Genomic DNA, 25,808 nt, shown 5'->3' on the forward strand with positions numbered 1-25,808 from the left:
TACTCAAAATATTGTTTGTGAAGTGTTACACTTAAACTAACGGGCAGTTTAGCTTAAGTACATTTTTTCACAAATTTAAATGGGGAAATTTCCCCATTTTTTATACCAGCTTAACGTTGATTCGGGAATATTGAACTTCGCTACCTGCTAATTGAATTCTACTTCATCTGGAGACCTTTAAATTAAAATGCTTCCTTTCTTCTGACAGACTTATTAAATTTCGAAAACAATCAATTCAATCATCTTTTCGTATAGAAAAACTTATTAAGAAACATGCACTAGAAAAAATATAAATCATATATAGGAGATATCCCGTTTGAACGCTTGAGGAGGATATTATGAAACCTATGTTACCTAGTGAAAAATATTTCGGTAATTTAGAACTAGTTTATGCATTTTATGGGGCTATGCCTACAGGTGTTACTGTTTCAGAAACCGGTCGTATTTTCATTTGCTTTCCGAAATGGGGAGACGATGTTAAATTTACGGTGGCGGAAATTTTTGAGGATAAATTGCAGCCTTATCCTAATTTACAAACCAATTTGGCTAACCCCGAGAATATCCCAATGACTTTCATCAGTGTCCAAAGTGTAGTTGCTGATGGAAGGGGAACGCTTTGGATATTAGATACAGCGGCACCCAATTTTTCTGAACCTATTAAAGGGGGAGCAAAATTAGTCGCTGTTGATTTAGAAACCAATACAATAAGAAAAGTATATACCTTTACAGAAGATATTGTCCTGCCTACAACTTATCTGAATGATGTCCGTTTTGATTTTCGTGTTGGAAAAGCAGGTTATGCCTATATAACGGATTCTTCTTCGAGAGGACCAGGAGCTATTATCGTCGTAGATTTATCAAATGGAAACGCGTTTAGACGGTTAAATGGAGCAAATTCAACTTCACCCGACCCCTATTTTTTACCGAAAGTAGAAGGTCAAATTTTAATGAATCGAAACAAAGACGGTTCAACTTCTCCATTTAGGTTGGCGTCTGATAGTCTTGCGATTTCTCCCGATGGAAAGATATTATTTTTTGCTCCACTAACCAGTCGGCATTTGTTCTCGATCTCAACAGAAGCCCTGAGAAACAGAACGATACCGGACATGAATTTACCTTATCATGTGGAGTATTGGGGAGAAAAAGGTGCGTCTGATGGAATGATCACTGATGCAAAGGGAACTGTTTATGCTGGAGATTATGAAAACAACAGTATCCGTAAGATATTGCCAAATGGCATAATGGAAACTATCGCACATGATCCGAGAATTTTGTGGCCGGATACTTTTTCAATTGGTCCGGATCAATATTTGTATGTCATTGTGAACCAATTACATCGACAGCCTAGATTTCATTATGGAAAAGACTTACGACAGAAACCTTATAGTTTACTTCGTATCAAAATTGATGAATTTCCTGCTCCGACCTTTTCATAATAAAAATAGTCAATTAATTGTTTTCATTGATAGAAAATGATCAAACTTTTTTATAAAACCAAAACATAAACCTGCTGGATAAGAATCCATTTTGATCAATCTTTTTCAAAATGGATTCTTTTATTTACCATAGAATACGGGTTAACACGATATTTTTAATCAAACTTTATTTTAAAATTACGAAGAAACTCATGAATGTTTTAAAAATATGGTGAAGTAGTAATACCCGAACTTATGAGTGAAATTAATGAAAAGTTAAAATGGGATGTTGTTAGTTATGTAGATCATAAGGAGTATGCTTTATGGCCACTACTAAAATATTTTAAAAAGATAATTAAACAAGATTCACAAGAATGGAAAACGCGAGGTTTAGAACTGTATAAATTATCTAGTGTAGCAGATATAAAGGGGAGTAATTTTCTTATCCTTTCTATATAGAAATTGCTATTGGTATTATTATACAATAGGTGTCAGAAAATACAGTTGTTTATTATTGGAGTGGGAGAGAATTATATGTCGATGTCGCTATATTATAAAAAAATCCGTGAGCAATTAGGCCATGAACTAATTCTAATACCGAGTGTAGCTGCTGTTATAAAGAATGGGCAGGGAGATATTTTGTTTCAATATCCTGGCGGGGAATACTGGAGTTTGCCAGCTGGAGCAATTGAACCTGGGGAAACTCCAGAAGAAGCAGTAATTCGGGAAGTATGGGAAGAAACAGGATTGAAAGTACGAGTAAAAAAACAAAAAGGGGTATTTGGAGGGGAAAGGTTCCGTCATATATATCCGAATGGCGATCAAGTAGAATATATTGTTGTTGTGTTTGAATGTGAAATTACTAGTGGAAAACTGAAATCGATAGATGGTGAATCTTTAAAACTACAATATTTCTCATTTTCTGAAAAGCCTACTTTAGCGCTACCATACCCAGATAATATATTTTTATAGATGTAAAATAACACACCTTCCTTATTGAAGGTGTGCTATTTATATAACCCGGTCGTATACATCTCCGTTAACGTATACACAATTTCCTCTAAGTTAATCTTTTTATCATTTTGCGTAATAGTCCAAAGAAACGATTCATTCATCGCGAACCAACTGCGTGCTACAATCTCTTTATTTAAATTAGGTTGTGCTAATCCACTTTCTTGAGAGTGAGTAATATCCTGTTTAATACTTGTTATAAAACGTTCCCGAATCTCATCCCATTTTTGCCGTATTTCTCTTGATAATCCTATCGCTTCCTCTACAACTTGCAAAATAGCGCGTTCTTCATCTGCTAATTGCAGGAATGCTCTAACTTGATTTTGGATCATTATACGTGCTTCCTCTTTTGTTTGTGGAGAAAAAGAGCGCTCAGCGATATTATAAAAACGATTCATAACATCTTCCATTAAACTAATTAGGAGATCATCTTTGTTTTTGAAGTATACATATGCTGTTCCGTAACCAGTTTCTGCATGTTTAATAATTTGTGTAATTGTCGTTTTTTGAAATCCATTATTTATAAAAATAGTGTAACCAGAGTGTAATAGTTTCTTCTTCGTTTCTAAGGAGCGGTGTTTTCTTGATGAAAGAGTAGGGTTTTTCAAAGAATCACCTCTTTATACTGAAATATCTGAAAATATAACTGTATTGTAAAAGAAGTTCATATATAAAGTCAACTGACATAATATCATTGACGTTGTATCAATTAAGGTGATATATTTCAATTAGTTAGAATAAAAAGAAAATTAAGAGAAGGTGACACCATGTATAAAGAACCATTTCAACCAACTTATGAGTATGCGCTTGAATGTGATAAACATGATGAACTGAAAGATTTTCAAACTGAATTCTATAAAAAAGAAGGTACTATATATTTAGATGGAAACTCATTAGGGCTACTTTCAAAAAGAGCAGAGAAATCATTACTTACGTTGCTAGATTCGTGGAAAGATTATGGCATTGACGGCTGGACAGAAGGTGAGCACCCGTGGTTTTTCCTTTCAGAGAAATTAGGTAAACTTACAGCCCCTCTTATTGGTGCTTTACCGGAAGAAACTATTGTAACCGGTTCTACAACTACAAATATACACCAAGTTATTGCGACGTTTTACGAACCAAAAGGAATACGTACAAAAATACTTGCGGATGAATTAACTTTCCCATCAGATATTTATGCACTTCAAAGTCAAATTCGTTTAAAAGGATTAGATCCAGAGGAGCATTTAGTAAGAGTGAAAAGCCGAGATGGTAGAACACTTTCTGAAGAAGATATTATCCATGCGATGGAAGATGATATCGCTTTAATTTTATTACCTTCTGTTTTATATAGAAGTGGTCAAATTCTTGATATGAAACGTTTAACAACGGAAGCTCATAAACGCGGCATTCACATTGGATTTGATTTATGCCATTCAATAGGATCTATTCCGCATCATTTCAAAGATTGGGATGTCGATTTTGCTGTTTGGTGCAATTATAAATATTTAAATGCAGGACCGGGTAGTGTTGCAGGCCTTTATGTAAATAGTAAACATTTTAATAGACTGCCAGGATTGTCTGGATGGTTTAGTTCTAGAAAAGATAAACAGTTTGATATGGAGCATACATTAACAGCTGCTGATCATGCAGGTGCTTATCAAATTGGTACACCGCACGTATTAAGTACAGCACCATTAATTGGTTCACTTGAAATTTTCAAAGATGCTGGTATTGAACGTTTACGTGAGAAATCTTTACATATTACGAGATACATGCTGAATTTAATTGGACATGAATTAAAAGATTTCGAATTTACAATTGGAAATCCATTAGAGGATGAAAAACGAGGCGGGCACATTTATTTAGAGCATGCAGAAGCAGCACGTATATGTAAAGCACTAAAAGCAAATGGAGTAATTCCAGATTTTAGAGCGCCAAATGGGGTGAGACTTGCGCCGGTCGCTTTATATAACACATACGAAGAAGTGTGGAAATCTGTACAAATATTAAAGAAAATTATGAAAAATGAAGAGTATAAGCAGTTTGAAAATAAGCGAGAGGTTGTGGCATAAATATGAAAACATCAGAGTGGATTGATATTTCACAACCGCTAAATAATAATATTGCAACGTGGCCAGGAGACACACCGTTCTCGTATGAAGTTTCATGGTCAAAAGAAGAAAGTGGCTCAGTAAATGTCGGAAAGTTAACGATGAGTATTCATACAGGCACTCATATTGATGCACCATTTCATTTTGATAATGATGGAAAGAAAGTATTGGATTTAGATGTTCAAGTTTATGTTGGACCAGCACGGATTATTGACGTTTCTAATCTTGAAAGCATCGGGAAAAAGGAATTAGAAAGCTTTCATTTAGAAGGTGTAGAACGATTATTATTACGTACATCTTCACATGGAAAAGCTGAAGAATTTCCAGAGGTGATCCCTCATTTACGTGCAGACATAGCGTCGTTTCTTTCAGAGAAAGGTATTCGTTTAATCGGAGTAGATGTACCATCAGTTGATCCGCTAGATGATAAAGAATTAGCAGCGCATCATCAATTATTTAAACATGGAATTCATATTTTAGAAAATGTCGTACTAGATCATGTAGCAGACGGTGATTATGAACTTATTGCATTACCACTTGCATTAACTGATGCAGATGGAAGTCCAGTTCGAGCCGTTATTAGACCAATATAAGTAGAATCATATAAAAGGGGCGTTTGGCTAATATGAAAGAAAATGAAAAAGTAATTATGGAAAAAGGGATTCATACGGATTTTAAAGAGAATATGACGTATGGGGAGTATTTACAATTAGATAGTTTACTATCTTCTCAAAAAAGATTATCGGACCATCATGATGAAATGTTATTTATCGTTATTCACCAAGCAAGTGAGCTTTGGATGAAGCTCATTTTACATGAGCTAAATGCGGCGATTGAATCTATTAAACAAGATAAATTACAACCAGCTTTTAAAATGTTAGCACGTGTATCAAAAATTCAGTCTCAAATTATTCAATCTTGGGATATTCTTGCGACATTAACACCATCAGAATATATTGAGTTTCGTGATTCACTCGGTCAAGCTTCAGGTTTTCAATCGTATCAATATCGTATGATTGAGTATGCACTTGGCTATAAAACGCCACACGCATTAAAAATTTATGAAAAGGATCCAGAATTACATGCACGACTTCATAAAGCGCTACATGCACCAAGTCTATATGATGTCGCGATTCAAGCATTAGTAAAAGAAGGATTCCCTATTCATAAAGATGTATTAAACCGTGATATTACGCAGCCTTATGAAGAAGATGCAACAGTAGAAGCAGCATGGTTGGAAGTGTATGCGGATGTGAAAAAATATTGGAATTTATATCAGCTTGCTGAAAAATTGATTGATATTGAAGACTGGCTACAACAATGGCGTTTCCGTCATATGAAAACAGTAGAAAGAATTATTGGACATAAAATGGGTACAGGTGGATCCTCCGGTGTTTCTTATTTAAAGCGAGTACTTGATCAACAATTCTTCCCAGAGCTTTGGAATGTTCGTACGAAATTATAAAAATAAACCTGTCAGTTCATTATGGCTGACAGGTTTATTTTTATTTGAGCGCAATTATGTTTAAAATGAAGGAACAAGATATAATAAATGGAGTAACTATTTAAATGGAGGTAAAGTTTTTGGATTTCAAGCAACTAGAAAATAAATTCGAAAAGAAAAAAGTGAATACATTTCTTGTTTATCAAAAGGGAATTAACAACGGAGTATTATAAAACACCCGAATGTGCAAATAACTTATATAAAATAAATTCGATTACAAAAGTATCGTATCTTTATTAATTGGTATTGCAATTGATAAGGGCTATATAAATGATATACATACATCAATTACAGAGTGGATTGAAAATGTACCTGGGGAAAAACATGATTTAACGCTATATCACTTATTAACAATGACTACTGGTGAGGACTGGAAAGAGTTTGGGAATGGAGTAGTATTCCCAAATGACTTTGTAGAATCAGAGAACTGGGTACAGTACATATTAGAAAAGCCAATAATTGAAGAACCTGCTACAAAAATGAATTATAATTCAGGTTCTTCTCATTTACTGAGCTATATTATTCAAGAAGCTACTGGAATGTCGACAGAGCGGTTTGCAAAGAAATATTTATTTGATCCATTAAAAATTAACGAATACGAGTGGCAACAAGATCCGCAGGGTATATATGTAGGTGGCTTCGGTATGAAAATGAAATCTACCGATTTATTAAAATTAGGAAAATTATGTTTGCAAAATGGATATTGGAATGAAAAAGAAATTGTATCAGCGAAATGGTTAGAAGAGTCAAGTAGGGCGCAATTTGAAACATATGAACATGTCGGCGCATATGGATATCACTGGTGGGTATTACATAACGAAAGATTTCACATACCGTATTGTATATATTTCGCTATGGGATACGGCGGACAATACATCGTTATCATTCCTCAATTAGAAGTAGTATCTATTATAAGTAGTCATATGCCAAAACGTGGGCTCGTTCCGTTAAATTTATTTATTGAGCATGTACAGGGAAATTCTAATTATATATAAGAAAAGGAGGGAATGTATGAAAGATGAAAAAATTTTATCTTTATTTAGACTATGTTTAAGCCTTCTAGCATTTAGTGCAATCATTACGCAATTTATAATACGGGCACAAGTGAAACCGTTCAATCCAGTTAACTTTTTTAGTTTCTTCACGATCGAAAGTAACATTTTAGTTGCATGTATTCTCCTTTTAAGTAGTATCGGAACAGCTACATTTGGTCGATCAGAACAGTTTGGTATACTTCGTGGTGCAGCAACGGTATACATACTTACGACTGGACTCATTTATTTTTTATTATTAAGAGGGTTAGAAGAATCACTTCAAACGGCAATACCATGGGTAAATACGGTGTTACATTATATCATGCCAATTGCTATGCTTTTAGATTGGATATTAAATCCACCAAATAAGAAAATCACTTGGAAACAAGCTTCAAGTTGGCTCTTATTCCCGTTTTTTTACGTTGTATATAGCTTAATTCGTGGTCCAATCGTGAATTGGTATCCTTATCCATTTTTAGATCCGAGAATAGGTGGATATGGTAGAGTACTTTTATACAGTATAGGGATAGCAGTTGTAATTGGCACTATTTGTATATTGGTAAGATTTTTAGGGAATCGATATTTTAGAAAAGAATTTTAGAAATGAAAGAAACCCGGCTGTTATGAATCTAAATAGCCGGGTTTCTTTCATTTTATCTACTCATCTTCTGAAACGACATTTTAATAAATTTCTCCGTCTTCGTTTCAAATTCCACATCAACAAAAACACCATATTCTTTTCCGTCTTCACGTAGCCACAATTTGAATTTTTCAACTGTTATTTGAACGGTTTTTGGTTTTCTACCTATATGAAGGTAATCAATAATCTCTGCTTTTGGGTACTTTTCTTTCGTTTTCTCTACAGCAAGCTTACCCCATTTTGCATACGGCGGCTGCGCATGAACAATTGATGAGCCTGTATATACATTTGAACATGTTGTTAGGAACAGAAGGACGAGTGCGACACGCTTTAACAAATTCTTCATGATGAACTCCTTTTATCCTTTTTTTATATTGTTTACATTTTCTTTCTACGATATTAGTTTGGATTTTTTTGTCTTCTTTACATAAAAGCGAGGCTTTTACAAAACATAACCAAGAAATCATTTACATAATTAAGGAGGGAAAATTATGCGCCAAAAAGCTATTTTTAAAATAGCGGTTTTACTTGCGTTCATAGGACTGTCTTTAATGGTCAGTAGTATACAACTAAAGAATGTAGAAGCATTTTCTAATCAAGTCATTCAAAGAGGAGCATCGGGCGAAGATGTCATTGAACTGCAATCTCGTTTAAAATATAACGGATTTTATACGGGAAAAGTAGATGGTGTTTTCGGATGGGGTACATATTGGGCACTTCGGAATTTTCAAGAGAAATTTGGATTACCCGTTGATGGTTTAGCTGGAGCTAAAACGAAGCAAATGCTCGTGAAAGCAACGAAGTATGACAAGTCAACTGCTAATAAAGGGACGACAACGAATAAAGGAAATAGTGGTGGCACTGCACAAGAGAATAAACCACCTCAAAATAAAGGGACAAATGTTCCGAATGGTTATTCTCAAAATGATATTCAGCTTATGGCAAACGCAGTATACGGAGAATCACGCGGTGAACCATATTTAGGACAAGTTGCAGTAGCTGCTGTTATTTTGAACCGTGTTACAAGTGCGTCATTCCCAAATACTGTTTCAGGTGTAATCTTTGAACCTAGAGCATTTACAGCGGTAGCCGATGGACAAATATATTTAACACCAAATGAAACAGCAAAAAAAGCAGTTTTAGATGCGATTAACGGATGGGATCCAACAGGAAATGCTTTATATTATTTCAATCCAGATACTGCGACTAGTAAATGGATTTGGACTCGTCCACAAATTAAAAAAATCGGTAAACATATTTTCTGTAAATAGAGCGGAGGTGGGACAATGTTACGAGGTATTATCATTGTATTATTAACAGTCGGTGTAGTAGGAACAGGCTATTGGGGCTATAAAGAGCACCAAGAGAAAAATGCGGTTTTAATTCGAGCGGAAAATAGCTATCAACGTGCATTCCATGATTTAGCATACGAAGTCGATTTATTACACGATAAAATTGGCACAACACTTGCGATGAATTCACGATCATCTTTATCACCTGCATTAGCGGATGTATGGCGTTTAACATCTGAAGCTCGCTCAGATGTAGGACAACTACCTTTAACATTAATGCCATTTAATAAAACGGAAGAATTTTTAGCGAATATCGGTGATTTCAGTTACCGTGCAGCCATTCGTGATTTAGAAAAAGAGCCGTTAAATGAGCAAGAATATAAAACGCTACAAACTTTATATTCAAATGCAGGAAATATACAAGATGAACTAAGAAAAGTACAACATCTTGTTTTGAAAAATAATTTACGCTGGATGGATGTAGAAATGGCACTTGCATCAAATCGCGATCCAGCAGATAACACAATTATTGATGGATTGAAAACTGTAGAGAAAAACGTAACATCATATTCTTCTACAAACTTCGGACAGACCTTTACAAGTGCGCAAAAAAATAAAAAAGGTGGATTTGAAGCGGAAGGAAAGGCAATTTCTAGAGATGAAGCGGCGAAAATTGCCAAATCGTTTTTGAATTTAAAAGGAAATGAAAAAGTAGATGTTGAGAAAAGCGGAAAAGGTGCGAAAGAATCCTTCTATAGTGTGAAAATTAAAGATGAAGCAACGAACAATGAGTTCTATATGGATATTACCGGAAAAGGCGGATATCCAATTTGGGTTATGAATAACCGCGAAATTAAAGAACAGAAAGTTAGTTTAAACGATGCAGGTAGTAAAGGTTTGAAATTTTTAAAGGACCATAAGTTTAATAATATGGAGCTTTATGATAGCTCTCAATATGATAATGTTGGTGTATTTACGTATGTAGTAAATGAAAATGGAGTACGAATTTATCCAGAAGCAATCCAAATGAAAATTGCTTTAGATGATGGTTCTATCGTTGGGTTCTCCGCAAAAGAATATTTAGCGTCACATCAAAAGCGAACAGTTCCATCGGCAAAGCTAACTGCAGCAGAAGCAAGAAAGAAAATCAATCCGGATGTAAAAGTCATGGAAGAACGTAAAGCTTTAGTAGTCAATGATTTGCATAATGAAGTGCTTTGCTATGAATTTGTAGGCACTTTAGGAAAAGATACGTACCAAATATTCATTAATGCTAATAGCGGGGCCGAGGAAAAGGTAAAGAAAATGCAAGCTGTTGAAAAAATTTATGATTAAACCTTAATAGTGAAGTGGTGAAAATAATGAAAACTCTAATATATATATTGATGCTTTGCTTCGTTATAACTGGATGCAGTATTGGAAAAAAAGACAATCCAAACGAAAAGCCGGAACAAAAAAATGTTTCAATGAAAAATGTTAATTATACGAATAAATCAAATAAGCCAAATGAAAAAGCAGCAGATCATTTAGCATCTTTAGCAGCAAGTGTGCCAGGTGTGAATGATGCAACAGCGGTCGTTGTTGGAAAATATGCTATTGTAGGTATTGATGTAAAAGCAAAACTTGATCGAACTCGAGTTGAATCAATTAAATACTCTGTTGCAGAAAGTTTAAAAAATGACCCTGACGGTGCTAATGCAGTCGTTGTAGCAGATGTTGATACGTATGAACGCCTCAAACAAATCGGAAAGCAAATTAAAAAAGGAAAAACAGGTGAAGGTATACTAGATGAATTAGCCGCTATTGTGGGCCGAGTAATGCCACAAGTTCCAAATGATATGATAGAAAATAGAGAAACGAATCCAATTAAAGATAATGATAAACAATTACCAAAAGATGAAGAACAAGAGTTAAGAAAAGAACAGGATGATCAATCAAATAATCATTTGAATAAATGAAATTAGCCTCGTACTTAATTGTACGAGGTTTTTAAATATAATATTAAATATTCAGTTTATTTTTAAGGGAATATATGGTTTAATTATCATGGGAGGGACAACTGTTATGATGAAAAAAAGCGCATGTATATTGTTTAGTTTATGCTTAGGTTTCAGTATGACAGCGTGTGAACAGAGAAAAGAAGTGAAAAACCAAACAGCAACTTCTTCTACTGTGATGGAAAGGGAACAGAAAGAGTCTATCAATATAAATCATTTCTCGAGTATAAATGAAGGAATGACTTATACAGAAGTGAAAGATTTAATTGGTTTTGAAGGAGATTTACTTATAGAAGAAGGGGTAGAGCATTCTACACAAATTAAACAAATTTTTGCTTGGAAAGGGAACGATCCAAATTCATTTGTTGAAATTACCTTTTTAGATGGAAGAGTGCATTCAAAAGCACAGCAAGGTATAAGTTAATAAGCTGAAAAATGGGAGAGTTTAGCATGAACATACACACAGGGGAAATTCAATTAGCTCCGTATAAGGAGAAATATAAAGAAGTTATACAAACATTTACTTTACCAAGTGAACAAGTTCAGTTTACATCAGATCCAAGCGCATTACTGGAGAAAGCAAAAAGTGATTATACAAAAAATGTGATTGTTATTTTAGATCACAATGGGGTACCGGTGGGTCTTTTCGCATTGGAAACGGGAGATAGAGTAAAGGAGTTCACAGATAATGAGGATGCTTTACTTTTAACGTCATTTTCTATTAATCACAATAGACAAAGAAAAGGATTCGCTAAAAAGTCATTGTTATTATTAGAAGAGTTTGTAAAACGTTATTTTCCAATAAAAAATGAAGTTGTACTTGCTGTGAATGAAAGAAATATTCCTGCACAAAATTTATATGCAAAAGTTGGTTTCCAAGATAAAGGTTTTAGAAGAATGGGACCAATTGGCCAACAAATAATAATGCATTTACCTATAATGAAATAATGAGATAGAAAACTTACTCTTGAATATTCAAGTAGTAGGTTTTTATTTTAACAATATATAATATATGTATATAAAATGAAACAGGAATGAAGGATATAAAAAATGAATCAAGATAGAAAATGGAATATCGTTGGAGGAAGAGTGATTAAAACTGGGATTGCAGTTTTTCTTACAGTGTTAGTTTGTGATTTTTTTAACATCCCAACTATTTTTGCTGTAATAACAGCAATTGTTACAATTGAACCAACTGCAACAGACTCAATAAAAAAAGGACTTATTCGCTTTCCGGCCTCAACAATTGGATCGGCATATGCCATGACTTTCACATTTTTCCTAGGCCACCAAGCAATTTCTTATGCATTAGCTGCAATGTTTACGATCGTTACATGTCAAAAACTAAGGTTACATGCGGGAACTTTAGTTGCAACTTTAACTGCCGTAGCAATGATTCCAATTACGGCAAATCATTATTTTACTGCATTTTTAATTCGTTTAGCTACTACATCTACTGGTATTATAGTATCTACTTTAGTGAATTTTTTCATTTTTCCACCCCACTACACGAAAATGATTTTTGGATGTACAGAGGATCTATTTGCTAAAACAGCAAATATTATGGAAGAATGGATTACTGCATTAGTTGCAGGAAAAGGTGTGAAAAAGGAGACTGCTCAGGATTTATCTAAATTGACTTTATTATTGCATAAGGCGATACAATTTGTTCAATATGAGCAGAAAGATTGGAAATATCATCAACATACAAAGAAGGAAATGAGAAGCTTTTTAACGATGCAGAAGCAACTTCATATATTACAGCAAATCATTTACCATATAGATAATTTAGCTCGGGTATCAATTGAGACTTGTGACTGGTCACAAAGTGAAAGAGAAATATTACAACGAACAATTCATTCTATAATTGCTATATTGAGAAACCGTTGTAATGAAATTGATGAGGAACATTTCAAACTTATTGCTGAATTAGACAAGCAATTTTGGAGTTATAAAAATGATTTAAAAGATTATAAACCAAATCATTATCATCACCATTTTTCAAGTGAATCTATTATTTTATTTGAGGCATTATCTATTCATGATATGTTAGAAGAATTAAAACAAATATCCGAGAAATATGAGTGGGAAAACCGATTCAATTGATAAGTTCATTTTACTGTGGGGGGGATAATATGACATTTTATATTGCATTACTAAGAGGAATCAATGTCGGTGGCCATAAAGTAATCAAAATGGCTGATTTAAAACGAGTGTTTGAATCAATAGGGTTAAAACAAGTGAAAACATATATACAAAGTGGTAATATTGTGTTCGAATCTGAGGAAGGTATAAACTTTCTAAAGGACCAAATACAATCTGAAATAAAAAAAGAATTTGATTTCGATGTTCCAGTCATGCTAAGAACACATGATGAATTTATAAATATTATTAAACAATGTCCATATGAAGTTCATTCATTGTTAGAAGGAGAAAGTGTTCATATTGCTTTTTTAGCTAATGTACTTTCTGAAGAAGAGAGTAGTCAATTGCTTACATTTAAAAGTGAACTTGAAGATTGCTATATAGATGAGAAGGTCGTTTATTTATTTTTCAAAAATAGCATTCGAAATTCTAAATTAATGAACCAGTTTCAGAAGTTACATACACCAGCTACAGTTAGGAATTGGCGGACTGTGAATAAATTAAAAGCAATTGTAGAGATTATGTAAATATAAAAAGATGAGGTTTTCTACATGTAGAAAACCTCATCTTTTTACTTATATTGTTTTGCAACTATGAGTTCGACAATAGGATAAATAAAGAATGAAGAGCAAATTGCGATGAACAGGGGGAGGTTTTTTACTCCATCTAAATTAGCCCCCATAGAAAATCCTTCGGAGAAGATTAATAAAAGGAACATTACAACTACAAGCACAAAATACGCAATTTTAAAGCTTTTATATGTAATTTGTTGTCCCATCTCATCTTGACTTTCTTCTGACACACCGTGGGGATCTCCCCAAGTAATGTGATTAATTAAATTACTAAGTATTAACGAAATAGCAAAAATCGTACCACCTAAAATAGAACCTTCAGTTATGTATTTATATGTGCCATGTACTAGTATTGCAATTAATGCTAAAACAATGATTATAAAAATAGTTTTTTAGTATTCAATAAATAATTGCCCCCTCGATTGTAAAAACTCTTTACAAATATAAGTATAAAATTGGAAAAGTGTCATGTCAAATACTTTTTACACACAATATGTAAGTATGCAATATTTTGTTTTTATGATAAATAAAAATTACAATACATTTGAATGTAAAAGAATGGGCTCGCATATATTTGGAAGGGATGTCAGATTAATTTAGGGGGTAGTTATGTCTATACTTTTAAAAGCTGGTGCAGATGCAGGAAACAACGGTTTGAAGTTAATGGTGAAAGGGCAAGACCCTATTTTTATTCCGAGTATTTATTCTTTATATATAGGTGAGCCTACAGGACTCTTAGATGAGGTAGATGTTTCATTATCTGAATTAGAAAACCACATTGATGTGACTATAAGTTCGCCATCGTTAATGCTAAATAATGTACGATACATCGTTGGAGAAAAAGTTATTCAAGATCAATTAAAAGGTACTGAGGTAGAGAAGAAATCGAATAAGTCAACGGATGAGTTAATGGTTATTACAATACTATCAGGTTTGGCGGTAAGCGCTATGCGTCAAAGTCCAACTTCTAGCCATATTAATATTCGTTATGATTTATCTGTCGCTCTTCCTATGCAGCTTATTACACAAGAAATAGCTGCTGAAAATGCAAAACGTTATATGGGAAATCATAAGGTTATTTTCCATTATCCGAACGGACGCGATGTGACAATTAATGTTTCAATTGAGTATTGTAAATGCCTGCCTGAGGGCGCTTCTGGTACGTGGGGCATTGTATACGATGAAGAAGGAAATGTTGTGAAACATAAAATAGAATGTGAGCAAAATCAAGTTTCTGAAATTGATTTTGTAGATAAAACTCTACTCTCTTTTGATATTGGTGCAGGGACGACAGAAGAAGTCGTTTCATTAGGGGTGAATTTCCGTCCGCAACTAAGTAAAGGTTTATCTTATGGTGTAAAAGAGACGTTACTACAAATCATTACGAGATGGAACCGGAAGTATCCAACTAAAACGATTGATAGTATTACAGAATTCAATCAAATTTATTTAAATGATAAGCATCCGAGAAATACCTTATTAGTTGAGGAATCACAGCCAGCGCTATTAGGTTTAGCAGCACGTGTTGCAACAGATATTATAAATAAAATTGATGATATGAAAGACGATCCATACGTGTTTATTTATGGCGGGGGTGCAGTAATTATTAAAAACAGTTTAAAAATGATTTTAAAGCAAAAAGGACGACTCAAAAATGTAATCTTTGTAGATAATCCGTTATTTACAAATGCACGAGGATTATTAGTTTATACTTGTTCGCCAAAATATAGAGAGCATAAGCAAAAAGAGTTAGGATTTACAAACTTAACGATAAGTTAGTTGGTGGAAGTATGCGATCTAGGCGATATAAACGTGGTGATCGAGTAAAAATCAATATTCATAAATCGGTATCACCTGAAATGCTTGCGTGGCTGAATAAACAATCAAATCCAACTAATTTCTTCTTTTTTGCTGCGCAGCAACTATTTAAACAAGTTGGAGATATTGACGTTTCAAAAGCTTTACCAAGCAGCCATGTTTTCTCATTATATGTGGAGCCTTCATCCTTATTAAAAGTCGAAGTAAACCCTTTTAAAAACATGACACTAGACACAAATACATCCACCGAAAATGCAAAAAAAAAATTATGGGAATCTGTTGATCAATTAGATTGTCCATTTTTTTAAACATAGAAAAATATAAAAAGTCCCCATCACTATACATACGAATACAGTGATGGGTTTTTGTTTGTAACTAGAAGGGGACACAATTTGTGCCCCCTTCCATTAGTTATTTATCTAAATTTTAGATGTATGTTTAGAAACAGCGTTAATTATGCTTTCCCAGTCATCTGGATGGTTTTCATGGCCTGCCCCTTTAAGGGTTAATAGTACTGAGTTTGGAATTTCATCAATTAGTGCGAGGCCATGTTCAAATGGTAGTGCTGTATCGTCTGTTCCGTGAATAACTAATGTAGGTGCTTGTATGGATTGAAGTACACCTTCATATGCATCATCACCTTGAAGTAAAGCGTGATTAAACATACTTAGTAAATTGTTTGCGCGTTCTATTTCTTGTTTTACTTGTTTATAAACTCTATTTTCATCAAATATTCGTTCTGATCCACATAATAGACGAGATCCTGAAACTAAATACTCTGCCACATCATTTTTATTTGTCCAATCTATACTTGCGCTCTTTACATGATGTGTTAAAATCCTTTCATCCATTGGGGGTAAATCGCGAGTATTATTATCAGATCCTATTACACTAGTCGCTAGTAAAGTTAGCGCCAAAATTCTTTCGGGATGTTTTACAGCGGCAATTTGAGCAATCATACCACCTAATGACATACCAAAAAGATGGGCTTTATCAATATGATAAGCGTCTAATACCCCGATTGCATCTTCAGCCATATCTGTTACTGAATAATTTGAAGTGCCAGGTTCATATGTAACAGAGCGTCCAACATCGCGATTATCAAAGCGAATAACAAATTTTCCTGTGTTCGCCAACTGTTCACAAAATTCTTCATCCCAATATATCATTGAACAAGTAGCTCCCATAATTAATAAAATAGCGGGATCATTAGAGTTACCGAAGCTTTCTGTACATATATCAATACCGTTTATTTTAAATATCTTTTCACTCATAACGTTAGCCCCATTTCTTTTGAATTTAATTAATAATACAGTTTTGAATCATTCTAAGATGTGTGTAAGATTCTTTTTGAAATTCATCCCGCTATTTGCCGGGCAGTAAGAGCCCGATTGGTGAGGAATGATTAAAGTTTCACTTTATAATGCTTTTTGCATAATTACCCCCAAAAATAAGTATATGGTAATTCAAGGCAAAAAATTTTGAGAAATAATTGTATGTTATTAAAATAAACAGCAAGGAGGAGAGGAAATGAAAGCAATCGTTATTGATCGATATGGCAGTGTTGAAGAATTAAAAGAAAGACAAGTTTTAAAACCGGTTGTTAAGAATAACGAAAAAGCTCAACAATAGATAATATCCCATACTATACATTTTCATTTGCGGGCATTATTTATTGTTGGCTAATGTGATATTGCTTCTAACAAATACTTTTTCGTATTGTATCATGTAATTTCTCTAATCCAATTTCCATATCTTTCTCGTTTAACATTGAATAGCTAATTCTTAATTGGTTATCATTTGTTTCGTAGTTTAATAGACAAGCTGTTCCTGGTAAAAAAGAGACATCTACTTCATTTGCTTTTTGTAATAAGGTAAAGGGATCTATCGAATCAGGTAGTGTCACCCATAAATTAAAACCTCCATTTGGTATTTCAAAGTGTAGTTCTTTTAATGGCGATAATATATCAATTGTTAAATCACGTCTCATTTGTAAAGCTGTACGTAATTTTTCTAAATGGTTTTTCATACGTTTTGCACGTAAAAACGGTAGAAGTGCCTTTTGTGTTAATAAAGGACTACCGATATCCATTGAACCTTTTACTGCATATAGCCATTCAAAAATAGGACCATCGGCAATAAGCGCCGCGATACGCAGTCCTGGTGCTAACGTTTTACTAAATCCTTTTATATATATTACGTGGCCATCCTTATCAAAACTTTTGATTGGGGGCGGGATTATAGCATCTTCAAAATATATTTCTCCGAAAGAATCATCTTCAATGATAAAAAATTGATATAGCCCCGCTAGTTCTATAAGTTCCATTCTTCGTTCTTTACTCATTACTATACCTGTCGGGTTTTGGAAGGTCGGATTCGTATACAATAAAACGGGATTTTTACTTTGACAAATATCATCAATTAAGTCGGAGCGAACTCCATGATTATCAAGAGAAACAGGAATGATTTGAACACCTTTATTGATGAAAACATCAAGCGCGGCACTGTAACACGGACTTTCTACTAATACAGTATCTCCAGGTTTTAATAATGTTTGAGCAATTAAATCAATTCCTTGTTGTGCTCCGCTTGTAATTAATAATTGAGATGGGTCCGTCACTAATTTCTGGTGTTCATTTAAGTAATTTGCTATTTCAACTCGCAATTCATAATCGCCTTGAACTGGCCCATAAGTTGCTAACAACATCGGATTTTTATCCAGCAATTTATGCATTTCGTCTGCCAAAAATGGATTTGGTAACAGACGGGGATACAGAATTGCTTGTGAAAAATCATAATATTTACGGTGTTTATTCATTGCATATTGAGAACGCATAACATTAATAGATCTTGATTGTTGCCATTTATACGGTATCGGTTTGAAATCTTTCTTTACACGTTTATATATGTAAGCACCTTTTCCTTGTTCGATGCGTATATACCCTTTCGTTTCTAACTGTTTATAAGCTTTACGAACAGTTAATACATTGATTTGTAAATCTGTGGCCATACAACGTAAAGAAGGAAGGGATTCACCATGTGAAAGCATACCACTTTGTACTCTTTCAACAATTTGCATATATATTTGCTTGTAATACGGTATGTTTGATTCTTTACGCAATACAATCTTCATAGGTTCACCTATTTTTCTTTTTAATTTAATTAAAGCGAAAAATATATAGGGAATCAACTACAACTTGAAGTAACTGTTATATGTACCGATACACTGTTATACACCATAGCCTCTATACTCATTTTAAGAGTAAAAAGGAGGAAGTAAAATGGTCATTTTTAATTACATTTTAGTATGTATTATTTTCGGGACAACATTTTTAACGATTAAAATTGGAATTGAAGCAGGAGCGCCACCGTTGTTTTCAGCAGGAATTCGTTTCTTTTTAGCGGGTATAATCCTTATGATTCTTTTTAAATTAAAGCGAAAAGAAATTATGCCACATATATTTTCAAAACGTATTATGTATGCTGGATTTTGTTTAACATTTATGACATTCGCAAGTTTATATTGGTCAGAACAATATATTTCTTCGGGATTAGCTGCTGTTCTTTCTGCTACGGGACCAATGATGATTTTATTAATACAAGCAAAGAGGAATAGGGAGAAATTACAAAAGGAACAACTCGTTGCTTTAGTTATTGCACTAATAGGTGTTATATTTGTTTCTTTACCAGGAATGCATCAACAAGTAAGTTTCATATGGAGTATTGCTTGTATTGTTTTAGTTATAGGGGAGCTATTTTACGGAATAGGCTCTATTCGTTCGAAAGAAATACTGTCAGATTTATCAAATGTATCACCATTTCTTATTAACGGTATTCAAATGTTTTATGGAGGGATTTTACTACTCATCGCATCTATTATTGTAGAACAACCAAATGTAACCGTATTAACTTCATGGAGTGTGCAATGGCCTATTTTATATCTCATATTTATCGGATCGATTGGTGGACACGGATTATATTACTGGCTCTTATCAAAAACAAATCCAGTATTTCCATCGACGTGGTTATATGTATCACCATTAATTGCAATAATTGTGGGATATATCATTTTAGGAGAGCCTTTAAATCCTACAATGGGAATGGGGGCTTGTCTTATATTGATTGGTGTATTTTTGGCCAATTGTTCAACACTACGGACTTATTTCAAAAAAGGGCGGTTATTAGAGAAGGAGATGTAGTTTAATAAAGCAACAGCCCTGTATATTACAGGACTGATAAAATCAAAAACACAGTTGGAAAAATAACCAACTGTGTTTTTGATAATTAATTCACTTTTTTAATAAAGCCTTTATAATGACGTTTTACAAGCTGGCTTTCTAACGTCTTCATAGTTTCTAGTGCTACACCGACAATGATAAGTAAGCTTGTACCACCAATTTGAGCAGAAGGTGGTAACGTAGCAATTTTCGTGAATACGAGCGGTAATATAGAAATTGCACCTAAGAAAATTGCACCGATAAATGTTAAACGGTATAAAATTTTAGTTACATATTGTTCAGTTGCTTTACCAGGACGAATACCAGGAACATATCCATTTTGCTTTTTCAAATTCTCAGCCATTTGTTCAGGATTTACTTGAATAAATGCGTAGAAGTATGTGAAAGCAACGATAAGACCGACATAAAGTGTCATTCCAATTGGATGTGCGAAATCAAGATTTGCAACTAACCATTTTGATACGCTTGAATCAGGGAAGAGCTGCGCAATTGTACGCGGCGTCATTAAAAATGCAGAAGCAAAGATAACTGGTATAACACCAGCACTATTTACTTTAAGCGGTAAATGAGTGTTTTTTGCTCCTTGATATTGATTGTTTCCTGAAACAGCTTTTGCATATTGGATCGGTATTTTACGTACAGCTTGTTGAATGTAAATAACACCAACAACTATCGCTAAAATTACGAGTCCAATTAAAACAATTTTTATTATGTGCATAAATAGCTGATCGCCAGCATTTTGGAATTGTTGTAAATAAATTTGATTTGCAACATTTGGAATCGCGGCAACGAGACCTGCGAAGATAATCATCGAAATACCATTACCAACTCCGTTAGCGGTAATTTGTTCGCCTAACCAAAGTAAAAATGCAGTACCTGCAGTTAAAACTGTCGCAATAAATAAGTATGTAGTCCAGCTTTGATCTGTTATTAATTGTCCACCTGCTATATTATTAAAGCCATAAGACATTCCGATGGCCTGTATGAATGCGAGAATGATTGTAAAGTATCGAGTGAATTGAGCTGATTTCTTACGGCCCATTTCTCCTTGCTTTGCCCATTCCGAAAATTTAGGTATAACATCCATTTGTAGTAACTGTACTATGATGGAAGCTGTAATATATGGTGTAATACCTACAGCAAAGATTGAGAAGTGTTGCAATGCTCCTCCACCAAATACGTTTAACATACCTAGAACGTTAGCTTGATCTTGTACTTTTAATACCTCTGCGTTAGTATGAGGAACTGGAATAAACGTGCCAATTCGAAAAACGATTAACATCGCTAGTGTAAAAAGGATTTTCCTTCTTATCTCAGCTACTCTCATGAAATTTGAAATCGTACGAAACATTATGTCGCCTCCTATATTTTTATCAGTAAAAAACTGATTATTATACCCTATGAAGTAACCACAAACCTCCTTCCGCACTAAATTCATTTGACAAATGGATTTTCATACACTTTGTAGTTTTCACGGATATAAAAATATAAGGTGTTATATAAGCGACCTATACACTTTACGTAATCATTCAATACCCATAATATATCGAATAAATTAACAAATGTACATACATACGCATTAAAAATGAATAAATAGGGTCATTTTTACATTTATTTAATGATAAATTGATAGGACATTATTATTCAAGATTGTTATACATGTTATAAAAATAAAAGCGAGCCATTATGATTTATAACTAATATTCATTCAAATGTGTCAGCTAATAGCGTCTCCCAATCTTTAAAGGATAATTTATCAGTTATATGTTTTAGTGCGTTAGGTACAACAATATGACAAATAAGTTCTAAGCTATTACCATCTGGATCAATAAAATAAACAGATGCATTACCTTGATGTGGACGGACAAAGGGTTCAATAGATTCATTACTCCCAAACGGAACAGCTTTAATTTGAAGTGAGTGTAACCAATGTAATGATTCTTTTAAATCCTCATAGGAAACTCTAAATGCAATATGACGTAAAGAAGGATGATATTTTGTTTCGTATTCAGAGCCCGCCCATAATCCTAGCCAACTTTTCCCTTCCTCAATCCAAAAGAATGCTGTTGATTCATCGCTCCAGGCTAACTTCAACCCTAGTTTTTCATAAAATTCGATAGATTGTTGTAAATTACTCACTGGTAAATGCGCTTCGTATATTCCTTTAATCAATTAAAATCCTCCACCTTTTTATTTTCTTACAATTAATATATCGATTTAAAAAGAATGTAAAATCAAATAAAAGTATGAAAGTACATACTACTTTAGTAGTAATAGTAATCAATTATATTTCAATTCAAATTCATCTCCCGCTGATTAAAGTTTCACTTTATATGATTAGAGAATTCTTTTTATTTAAGAAGGAATAAATGTTAAAGAAAGCTAATTAAACTGTGTACATATTTATAGGGGAGAAGATATAAATGAAAGTTGTTATAAAAAAATTACCACCATTAGAAGTAGCGTATATAAGACGAACTGGTAGCTACTTTGAACCGCAAGATCACTGGGGAAAGTTACTGAATTGGTCAATTGAAAATAAACTGTATCCACCAGAGCAATCATTTATCGGAATATCATTGGATAATCCTGAACTTGTTGCAAGTCATAAGTGCCGGCATGATGCATGTGTTACGATTCCTGAAAACTTCGATAAAGAAAAGTATCATGATGTGCAATTTAAAAAATTAGATGGAGGTACATATGGTCTATACCAGTTCTATGATGAACCTCATAAATTAAGTGAAGCGTATCAATACATGTATGTAGAGTGGCTACCAAATAGTGAGTATGATGCAGATTATGATAGAGATAATTTAGAGTTTTGCTTAAATAATGTTGCTGAAGATCTAGACGGAAAGTTAAAGGTTGATTTATTTGTGCCAATTAAAAAGATATAAAAAAACAAATAAGTTCATTTGTGGCTTTAAAATAAAATTGGAATAGTAGTGAAAGAAAAACTTTTTTTGAAGATAATATCTCTAGCGTAGAAATTTAAGTATGTAGGTTGCAATGAAAGGAGAATCCACATGGATACATTTGTAAATGACAAGTTTTATGAAACGAGAGATCAATTATTTGAGGAAATTACTTTGTTGAGTGATGCTCAATTTAATAGGAAACCAGATAAGGATAAATGGAGTATTGCACAAGTTTGTCATCATTTAGTTTTATTAGATGAGAGAGTGATAACAGTTATTTCCTCAGGGTTAAAAAAGTTAGATAGTACCCAAAATGAGCGTAAAGAAATTCACACTATTTTATTAGATAGAACGAAAAAGTTTATAGCTCCAGAAATGATTGAACCAAGTATAGAACCATTTGAAGTGGAGCAAATGCTCAATATGCTAAACGAATCAAGAAAAGAATTGATGCGTTTCCTGAGTACAATAGAAGATGAGTCTATATTAGCGAAAAAATCAGTGATGCATCCAGCTCTTGGAGAATTATCCCTTGATCAGTGGATAGAATTGATCTATTTACATGAACAGCGTCATATTTCACAAATAAAAGAGATAAAATTGCTTTGTGAAATTGAAAAGTAAAAATTATTCCCTATTTATTGATACGTATTATAAACAGGGGAAACGGTTGATTCATATTGATTCAGAAGAAAACAAAAATAGAATGAAATTAGTTGAAAGTGACCAATAAGCTTAAGAAAATATGAAACTATCCGATTTTCTGTATAAGTGTAACCCCGTCTTAAATGAAGAGCGGGGTTATTTTTTTGAAAGTACACTTCACACGCTTAAGGAAGGAGTATTCTGTCAGAAAACGATAAAATACAATTCTGTTAGGGGATGTATGCAATTTATTCTCTTTATTCTCTTTATTTTTGCAACAGAACCACCTTCAAAATTATCTTTTGTAGTTGAAGTTTCCTGAATAATAAGTTACATTTTTAAAGTTCAAGCAACTTTATGAAAGTACAAAAAGGGGAGAAATATTATTATTATGCAAAAAATGAAATGGAAGAACTATGTATGTTACTTTGTAATTTTATTACTGCTTGGAACGGCAGTAATAGTCAAACCATCTATCTCTAAGGCTGAGGAATCTGAAGTTAATATTACATTGTTAGGTACTGCAGATATTCATGGTAGATTTATGCCTTGGGATTATGCGCTTGATGGAGCAAATATGAGTGGAAGTTTGACGCAGCTTTATACGGTTATAAAGAAGGTCCGTCAAGAAAATCCAAATACCATATTAGTAGATGCCGGGGATACAATTCAAGGAAACTCAGTAGAATTATTCAACGATAAGCCACAATCGCCAATGATGGTAGCGATGAATACAATGGGATATGATGCCTGGGCATTTGGAAATCATGAATTCAACTTTGGATTAGATACATTGAAAAAAGTTAGTGAGCAATATAAGGGAAAAACGTTAGCAGGAAATATTTATAAGGAAAATGGAGAGCGCTTTCTTCCTGCATATACAATTGTAGAAAAAGGTGGAATTAAAGTTGGGATTATTGGTATGAATACACCAATGATTAGTGATTTTGAAAAAGGGACAGATCACTTAAATGGTTTAGTGGTGAAAAATCCAGTAGAAGAGACGAAAAAGGCAATTAAGGAATTAGAAGGTAAAGTAGATGTAATGGTAGGAGTTATGCATATGGGATTAGAAAATGAGAATGGTATCCCTGGTACTGGTGTTCAAGATATTGCAAATGCTTGTCCGGAACTAAGCGCTATTTTTGCGGCTCACATGCATAAACTTGTAAAAAAAGAAGTTGTAAATGGCGTAATTATTACAGAACCAGATAAATATGGAACACATATTTCACGTATTGACCTTACTTTTACAAAGCAAGATGGGAAGTTGGCTTTAAAAAATAAAACTGCTACCGCTATACCTGTAAAAAATGCTGATGGGACAACGATATTATCCGATCCTACACTTGAAGAAACATTAACACCTTTTCACGAATATGCGAGAGGAGATGCAAATGTTGTAGTCGCTCAATTAAAGGGTAGAAATCTTGTTCCTGAAAATGAAATAAAGGGTATTCCAAGTGTTCAGATTCAAGAAACACCTTTATCAGATTTCTTTCATGAAGTTATGCTCTACTACAGTAAAGCAGATGTAGTAGCCCATCAAATTGATAATGATTATGCCCGTTTAGATACAGGCCCTATTAAGAAAAAAGATATTGCGTACAATTACCAATATGCCTTGGGAGAAATTACAGTATATAAGATTTCTGGAAAAGATTTAAAAGACTATATGGAATGGGCAGCAGGATATTTTAACTCATCTCGTGCCGGAGATGTAACCGTTAGCTTTGATAAAACCCGCCGTGCATCTAAATACAGTACGAACGATTTCTTTGGAGGCGTAAAATACGAAATTGACTTAACAAAACCATATGGAAGCAGAATTACAAATTTACGCTCTATTCGTACAAACAAACCAATCAAAATGAGCGATGTTATGACGTTGGGAATGAATGCATATAGAATGGAGGCTCTTCAGGCAAAAGGTGGAGCTTTAGAGGGGCGTAAGTTTGAACAAATTTGGTCATCTAAACAAGAGAATGCATTTGGAGAAACAGGCGGAACCATTCGTAACCTTGCTATTACATATTTAAAAGAGGTAAAGAACGGTGTATACACACCAAAAGTTATGCATAATTGGAAAATTACTGGTGTAGATTTACATTCTTCAGAGCATAAGGCGGTAGTTGATCTTGTGAATAAAGGGATTTTAGAAATTCCAAAAACAGAAGACGGAAAATACACAAATATAGCATCTATAAATACGAAAGACTCAATTTCAAAAGAAGAGATTATATTACTCTCACAAAAAGCAAATATTAATCCAAATCAGTTTAATCATGTAAAGACAAAAGGTGAATTTTACAAAAACTTAGTAGGATTACTAAAAAATATAAATTATAAAATTTCTTATAGTAATTGTTATTTTAATAACATTAAACCCACTCTTACAATAGTAAAGAGTGGGTTTTTATGTTGTTATTTAGAGGTAAGTATACTTTTATTACAATGAATATAGATAATTAATAACTAACCAA

At 33.5% G+C, this 25,808-nt stretch carries 25 protein-coding genes and 2 pseudogenes; 20 read left to right on the forward strand and 7 right to left on the reverse strand.

Features of this window, described 5'->3' with window-relative positions:
* Nucleotides 1–338: 338 nt before the first annotated feature.
* Together IQ781_RS02275 and IQ781_RS02280 are read left to right on the forward strand one after the other, a co-directional pair.
* Nucleotides 339–1,436 carry an L-dopachrome tautomerase-related protein gene (locus tag IQ781_RS02275; protein ID WP_000803863.1) on the forward strand — a complete coding sequence of 366 codons (1,098 nt, stop codon included), beginning with the start codon at nt 339–341 and terminating at the stop codon, nt 1,434–1,436.
* Between the two features lie 513 nt (nt 1,437–1,949).
* Entirely contained in the window at nt 1,950–2,387 is a 438-nt protein-coding gene (locus IQ781_RS02280) for an NUDIX hydrolase (RefSeq protein WP_000062936.1), read from the forward strand.
* A gap of 35 nt (nt 2,388–2,422) precedes the next feature.
* Here the strand turns inward: IQ781_RS02280 and IQ781_RS02285 are convergent, their stop codons facing one another.
* Nucleotides 2,423–3,034 (reverse strand): TetR/AcrR family transcriptional regulator, encoded by a 612-nt coding sequence (locus IQ781_RS02285; protein ID WP_000795497.1) that lies wholly within the window; start codon nt 3,032–3,034, stop codon nt 2,423–2,425.
* A 159-nt stretch (nt 3,035–3,193) separates the two neighbouring features.
* Here IQ781_RS02285 and kynU point away from each other — a divergent pair, with 159 nt between their 5' ends.
* The 5 genes and pseudogenes from kynU to IQ781_RS02310 all read left to right on the forward strand — a co-directional run bounded on the left by kynU (nt 3,194) and on the right by IQ781_RS02310 (nt 7,658).
* Nucleotides 3,194–4,480 carry a kynureninase gene (kynU, locus tag IQ781_RS02290; protein ID WP_000276272.1) on the forward strand — a complete coding sequence of 429 codons (1,287 nt, stop codon included), beginning with the start codon at nt 3,194–3,196 and terminating at the stop codon, nt 4,478–4,480.
* Nucleotides 4,481–4,482: 2 nt separating this feature from the next.
* Nucleotides 4,483–5,112 carry an arylformamidase gene (kynB, locus tag IQ781_RS02295; RefSeq protein WP_000858074.1) on the forward strand — a complete coding sequence of 210 codons (630 nt, stop codon included), beginning with the start codon at nt 4,483–4,485 and terminating at the stop codon, nt 5,110–5,112.
* 32 nt (nt 5,113–5,144) lie between these two features.
* Entirely contained in the window at nt 5,145–5,984 is an 840-nt protein-coding gene (kynA, locus tag IQ781_RS02300; RefSeq protein WP_000661957.1) for a tryptophan 2,3-dioxygenase, read from the forward strand.
* Between the two features lie 119 nt (nt 5,985–6,103).
* Nucleotides 6,104–7,018, forward strand: a pseudogene (locus IQ781_RS02305) (serine hydrolase domain-containing protein).
* A 16-nt stretch (nt 7,019–7,034) separates the two neighbouring features.
* Entirely contained in the window at nt 7,035–7,658 is a 624-nt protein-coding gene (locus IQ781_RS02310) for a Pr6Pr family membrane protein (RefSeq protein WP_000650955.1), read from the forward strand.
* Between the two features lie 52 nt (nt 7,659–7,710).
* Here IQ781_RS02310 and IQ781_RS02315 read toward each other — a convergent pair whose 3' ends face one another.
* A complete protein-coding gene (locus IQ781_RS02315) occupies nt 7,711–8,043 on the reverse strand; it encodes a YqzG/YhdC family protein (protein WP_000793370.1) in 333 nt (110 codons plus the stop codon).
* Between the two features lie 145 nt (nt 8,044–8,188).
* Here IQ781_RS02315 and sleB point away from each other — a divergent pair, with 145 nt between their 5' ends.
* The 7 genes from sleB to IQ781_RS02350 all read left to right on the forward strand — a co-directional run bounded on the left by sleB (nt 8,189) and on the right by IQ781_RS02350 (nt 13,658).
* On the forward strand, nt 8,189–8,968 hold the full coding sequence (gene sleB, locus IQ781_RS02320) for a spore cortex-lytic enzyme (protein ID WP_001249053.1): 780 nt from the start codon (nt 8,189–8,191) through the stop codon (nt 8,966–8,968).
* A 15-nt stretch (nt 8,969–8,983) separates the two neighbouring features.
* Complete coding sequence (gene ypeB, locus IQ781_RS02325; protein WP_242808214.1) at nt 8,984–10,324, forward strand: germination protein YpeB; 1,341 nt, start codon at nt 8,984–8,986, stop codon at nt 10,322–10,324.
* A 26-nt stretch (nt 10,325–10,350) separates the two neighbouring features.
* On the forward strand, nt 10,351–10,947 hold the full coding sequence (locus IQ781_RS02330; protein WP_000854053.1) for a YhcN/YlaJ family sporulation lipoprotein: 597 nt from the start codon (nt 10,351–10,353) through the stop codon (nt 10,945–10,947).
* Between the two features lie 106 nt (nt 10,948–11,053).
* Nucleotides 11,054–11,410, forward strand: a complete 357-nt coding sequence (locus tag IQ781_RS02335; RefSeq protein ID WP_065382480.1) for a hypothetical protein — start codon at nt 11,054–11,056, stop codon at nt 11,408–11,410.
* Between the two features lie 11 nt (nt 11,411–11,421).
* The gene (locus tag IQ781_RS02340) at nt 11,422–11,934 is read left to right on the forward strand and encodes a GNAT family N-acetyltransferase (protein ID WP_002025890.1); all 513 of its coding nucleotides are present in this window, start codon (nt 11,422–11,424) and stop codon (nt 11,932–11,934) included.
* Nucleotides 11,935–12,036: 102 nt separating this feature from the next.
* Nucleotides 12,037–13,092 (forward strand): aromatic acid exporter family protein, encoded by a 1,056-nt coding sequence (locus IQ781_RS02345; protein WP_065382481.1) that lies wholly within the window; start codon nt 12,037–12,039, stop codon nt 13,090–13,092.
* 29 nt (nt 13,093–13,121) lie between these two features.
* Complete coding sequence (locus tag IQ781_RS02350; RefSeq protein WP_000145144.1) at nt 13,122–13,658, forward strand: DUF1697 domain-containing protein; 537 nt, start codon at nt 13,122–13,124, stop codon at nt 13,656–13,658.
* Between the two features lie 44 nt (nt 13,659–13,702).
* Here IQ781_RS02350 and IQ781_RS02355 read toward each other — a convergent pair whose 3' ends face one another.
* Complete coding sequence (locus tag IQ781_RS02355) at nt 13,703–14,083, reverse strand: hypothetical protein (protein WP_033686965.1); 381 nt, start codon at nt 14,081–14,083, stop codon at nt 13,703–13,705.
* A gap of 229 nt (nt 14,084–14,312) precedes the next feature.
* Between IQ781_RS02355 and IQ781_RS02360 the strand changes: the two genes are divergently transcribed.
* Complete coding sequence (locus IQ781_RS02360) at nt 14,313–15,482, forward strand: ParM/StbA family protein (RefSeq protein ID WP_000025622.1); 1,170 nt, start codon at nt 14,313–14,315, stop codon at nt 15,480–15,482.
* A gap of 11 nt (nt 15,483–15,493) precedes the next feature.
* Nucleotides 15,494–15,829 (forward strand): hypothetical protein, encoded by a 336-nt coding sequence (locus IQ781_RS02365; RefSeq protein ID WP_001257760.1) that lies wholly within the window; start codon nt 15,494–15,496, stop codon nt 15,827–15,829.
* Between the two features lie 111 nt (nt 15,830–15,940).
* On the opposite strand, the gene mleBCA is transcribed toward IQ781_RS02365, so the two are convergent.
* Together mleBCA and pdxR are read right to left on the reverse strand one after the other, a co-directional pair.
* A complete protein-coding gene (gene mleBCA / locus IQ781_RS02370; RefSeq protein ID WP_065212646.1) occupies nt 15,941–16,795 on the reverse strand; it encodes a BCA family alpha/beta fold macrolide esterase in 855 nt (284 codons plus the stop codon).
* A gap of 425 nt (nt 16,796–17,220) precedes the next feature.
* Nucleotides 17,221–18,654, reverse strand: coding sequence for a MocR-like pyridoxine biosynthesis transcription factor PdxR (gene pdxR / locus IQ781_RS02375; protein WP_072770049.1), 1,434 nt, complete (start codon nt 18,652–18,654; stop codon nt 17,221–17,223).
* Nucleotides 18,655–18,802: 148 nt separating this feature from the next.
* Between pdxR and IQ781_RS02380 the strand changes: the two genes are divergently transcribed.
* Nucleotides 18,803–19,720 (forward strand): DMT family transporter, encoded by a 918-nt coding sequence (locus tag IQ781_RS02380; protein WP_100651701.1) that lies wholly within the window; start codon nt 18,803–18,805, stop codon nt 19,718–19,720.
* A gap of 85 nt (nt 19,721–19,805) precedes the next feature.
* On the opposite strand, the gene secY is transcribed toward IQ781_RS02380, so the two are convergent.
* On the reverse strand, nt 19,806–21,110 hold the full coding sequence (gene secY / locus IQ781_RS02385; RefSeq protein WP_000490135.1) for a preprotein translocase subunit SecY: 1,305 nt from the start codon (nt 21,108–21,110) through the stop codon (nt 19,806–19,808).
* 353 nt (nt 21,111–21,463) lie between these two features.
* A complete protein-coding gene (locus IQ781_RS02390) occupies nt 21,464–21,931 on the reverse strand; it encodes a VOC family protein (RefSeq protein WP_000589640.1) in 468 nt (155 codons plus the stop codon).
* Nucleotides 21,932–22,182: 251 nt separating this feature from the next.
* On the opposite strand from IQ781_RS02390, the gene IQ781_RS02395 reads away from it, so the two are divergent.
* The 3 genes and pseudogenes from IQ781_RS02395 to IQ781_RS02405 form a co-directional block, all read left to right on the forward strand.
* Nucleotides 22,183–22,659 carry an AraC family transcriptional regulator gene (locus IQ781_RS02395; protein ID WP_000869612.1) on the forward strand — a complete coding sequence of 159 codons (477 nt, stop codon included), beginning with the start codon at nt 22,183–22,185 and terminating at the stop codon, nt 22,657–22,659.
* A gap of 129 nt (nt 22,660–22,788) precedes the next feature.
* Complete coding sequence (locus tag IQ781_RS02400) at nt 22,789–23,304, forward strand: DinB family protein (RefSeq protein ID WP_000379366.1); 516 nt, start codon at nt 22,789–22,791, stop codon at nt 23,302–23,304.
* A gap of 412 nt (nt 23,305–23,716) precedes the next feature.
* A pseudogene (locus tag IQ781_RS02405) lies at nt 23,717–25,666 on the forward strand (bifunctional metallophosphatase/5'-nucleotidase); the annotation flags it as partial.
* Nucleotides 25,667–25,808: the final 142 nt, after the last annotated feature.

This window comes from Bacillus sp. N447-1 (assembly GCF_022701035.1).
In the GTDB taxonomy this organism is placed as follows: Bacteria; Bacillota; Bacilli; order Bacillales; family Bacillaceae_G; genus Bacillus_A; species Bacillus_A cereus.

Bases quoted from the DNA above. Each gene is read 5' to 3' on its own strand.
- kynU (WP_000276272.1), top strand. From the start codon at position 3,194: ATGTATAAAGAACCATTTCAACCAACTTATGAGTATGCGCTTGAATGT.
- IQ781_RS02360 (WP_000025622.1), top strand. From the start codon at position 14,313: ATGTCTATACTTTTAAAAGCTGGTGCAGATGCAGGAAACAACGGTTTG.
- sleB (WP_001249053.1), top strand. From the start codon at position 8,189: ATGCGCCAAAAAGCTATTTTTAAAATAGCGGTTTTACTTGCGTTCATA.
- IQ781_RS02280 (WP_000062936.1), top strand. From the start codon at position 1,950: ATGTCGATGTCGCTATATTATAAAAAAATCCGTGAGCAATTAGGCCAT.
- IQ781_RS02395 (WP_000869612.1), top strand. From the start codon at position 22,183: ATGAAAGTTGTTATAAAAAAATTACCACCATTAGAAGTAGCGTATATA.
- IQ781_RS02380 (WP_100651701.1), top strand. From the start codon at position 18,803: ATGGTCATTTTTAATTACATTTTAGTATGTATTATTTTCGGGACAACA.
- pdxR (WP_072770049.1), bottom strand. From the start codon at position 18,654: ATGAAGATTGTATTGCGTAAAGAATCAAACATACCGTATTACAAGCAA.
- IQ781_RS02275 (WP_000803863.1), top strand. From the start codon at position 339: ATGAAACCTATGTTACCTAGTGAAAAATATTTCGGTAATTTAGAACTA.
- IQ781_RS02315 (WP_000793370.1), bottom strand. From the start codon at position 8,043: ATGAAGAATTTGTTAAAGCGTGTCGCACTCGTCCTTCTGTTCCTAACA.
- IQ781_RS02365 (WP_001257760.1), top strand. From the start codon at position 15,494: ATGCGATCTAGGCGATATAAACGTGGTGATCGAGTAAAAATCAATATT.
- mleBCA (WP_065212646.1), bottom strand. From the start codon at position 16,795: ATGAGTGAAAAGATATTTAAAATAAACGGTATTGATATATGTACAGAA.
- IQ781_RS02310 (WP_000650955.1), top strand. From the start codon at position 7,035: ATGAAAGATGAAAAAATTTTATCTTTATTTAGACTATGTTTAAGCCTT.
- secY (WP_000490135.1), bottom strand. From the start codon at position 21,110: ATGTTTCGTACGATTTCAAATTTCATGAGAGTAGCTGAGATAAGAAGG.
- IQ781_RS02345 (WP_065382481.1), top strand. From the start codon at position 12,037: ATGAATCAAGATAGAAAATGGAATATCGTTGGAGGAAGAGTGATTAAA.
- IQ781_RS02340 (WP_002025890.1), top strand. From the start codon at position 11,422: ATGGGAGAGTTTAGCATGAACATACACACAGGGGAAATTCAATTAGCT.
- kynA (WP_000661957.1), top strand. From the start codon at position 5,145: ATGAAAGAAAATGAAAAAGTAATTATGGAAAAAGGGATTCATACGGAT.
- IQ781_RS02350 (WP_000145144.1), top strand. From the start codon at position 13,122: ATGACATTTTATATTGCATTACTAAGAGGAATCAATGTCGGTGGCCAT.
- kynB (WP_000858074.1), top strand. From the start codon at position 4,483: ATGAAAACATCAGAGTGGATTGATATTTCACAACCGCTAAATAATAAT.
- ypeB (WP_242808214.1), top strand. From the start codon at position 8,984: ATGTTACGAGGTATTATCATTGTATTATTAACAGTCGGTGTAGTAGGA.
- IQ781_RS02400 (WP_000379366.1), top strand. From the start codon at position 22,789: ATGGATACATTTGTAAATGACAAGTTTTATGAAACGAGAGATCAATTA.
- IQ781_RS02335 (WP_065382480.1), top strand. From the start codon at position 11,054: ATGATGAAAAAAAGCGCATGTATATTGTTTAGTTTATGCTTAGGTTTC.
- IQ781_RS02330 (WP_000854053.1), top strand. From the start codon at position 10,351: ATGAAAACTCTAATATATATATTGATGCTTTGCTTCGTTATAACTGGA.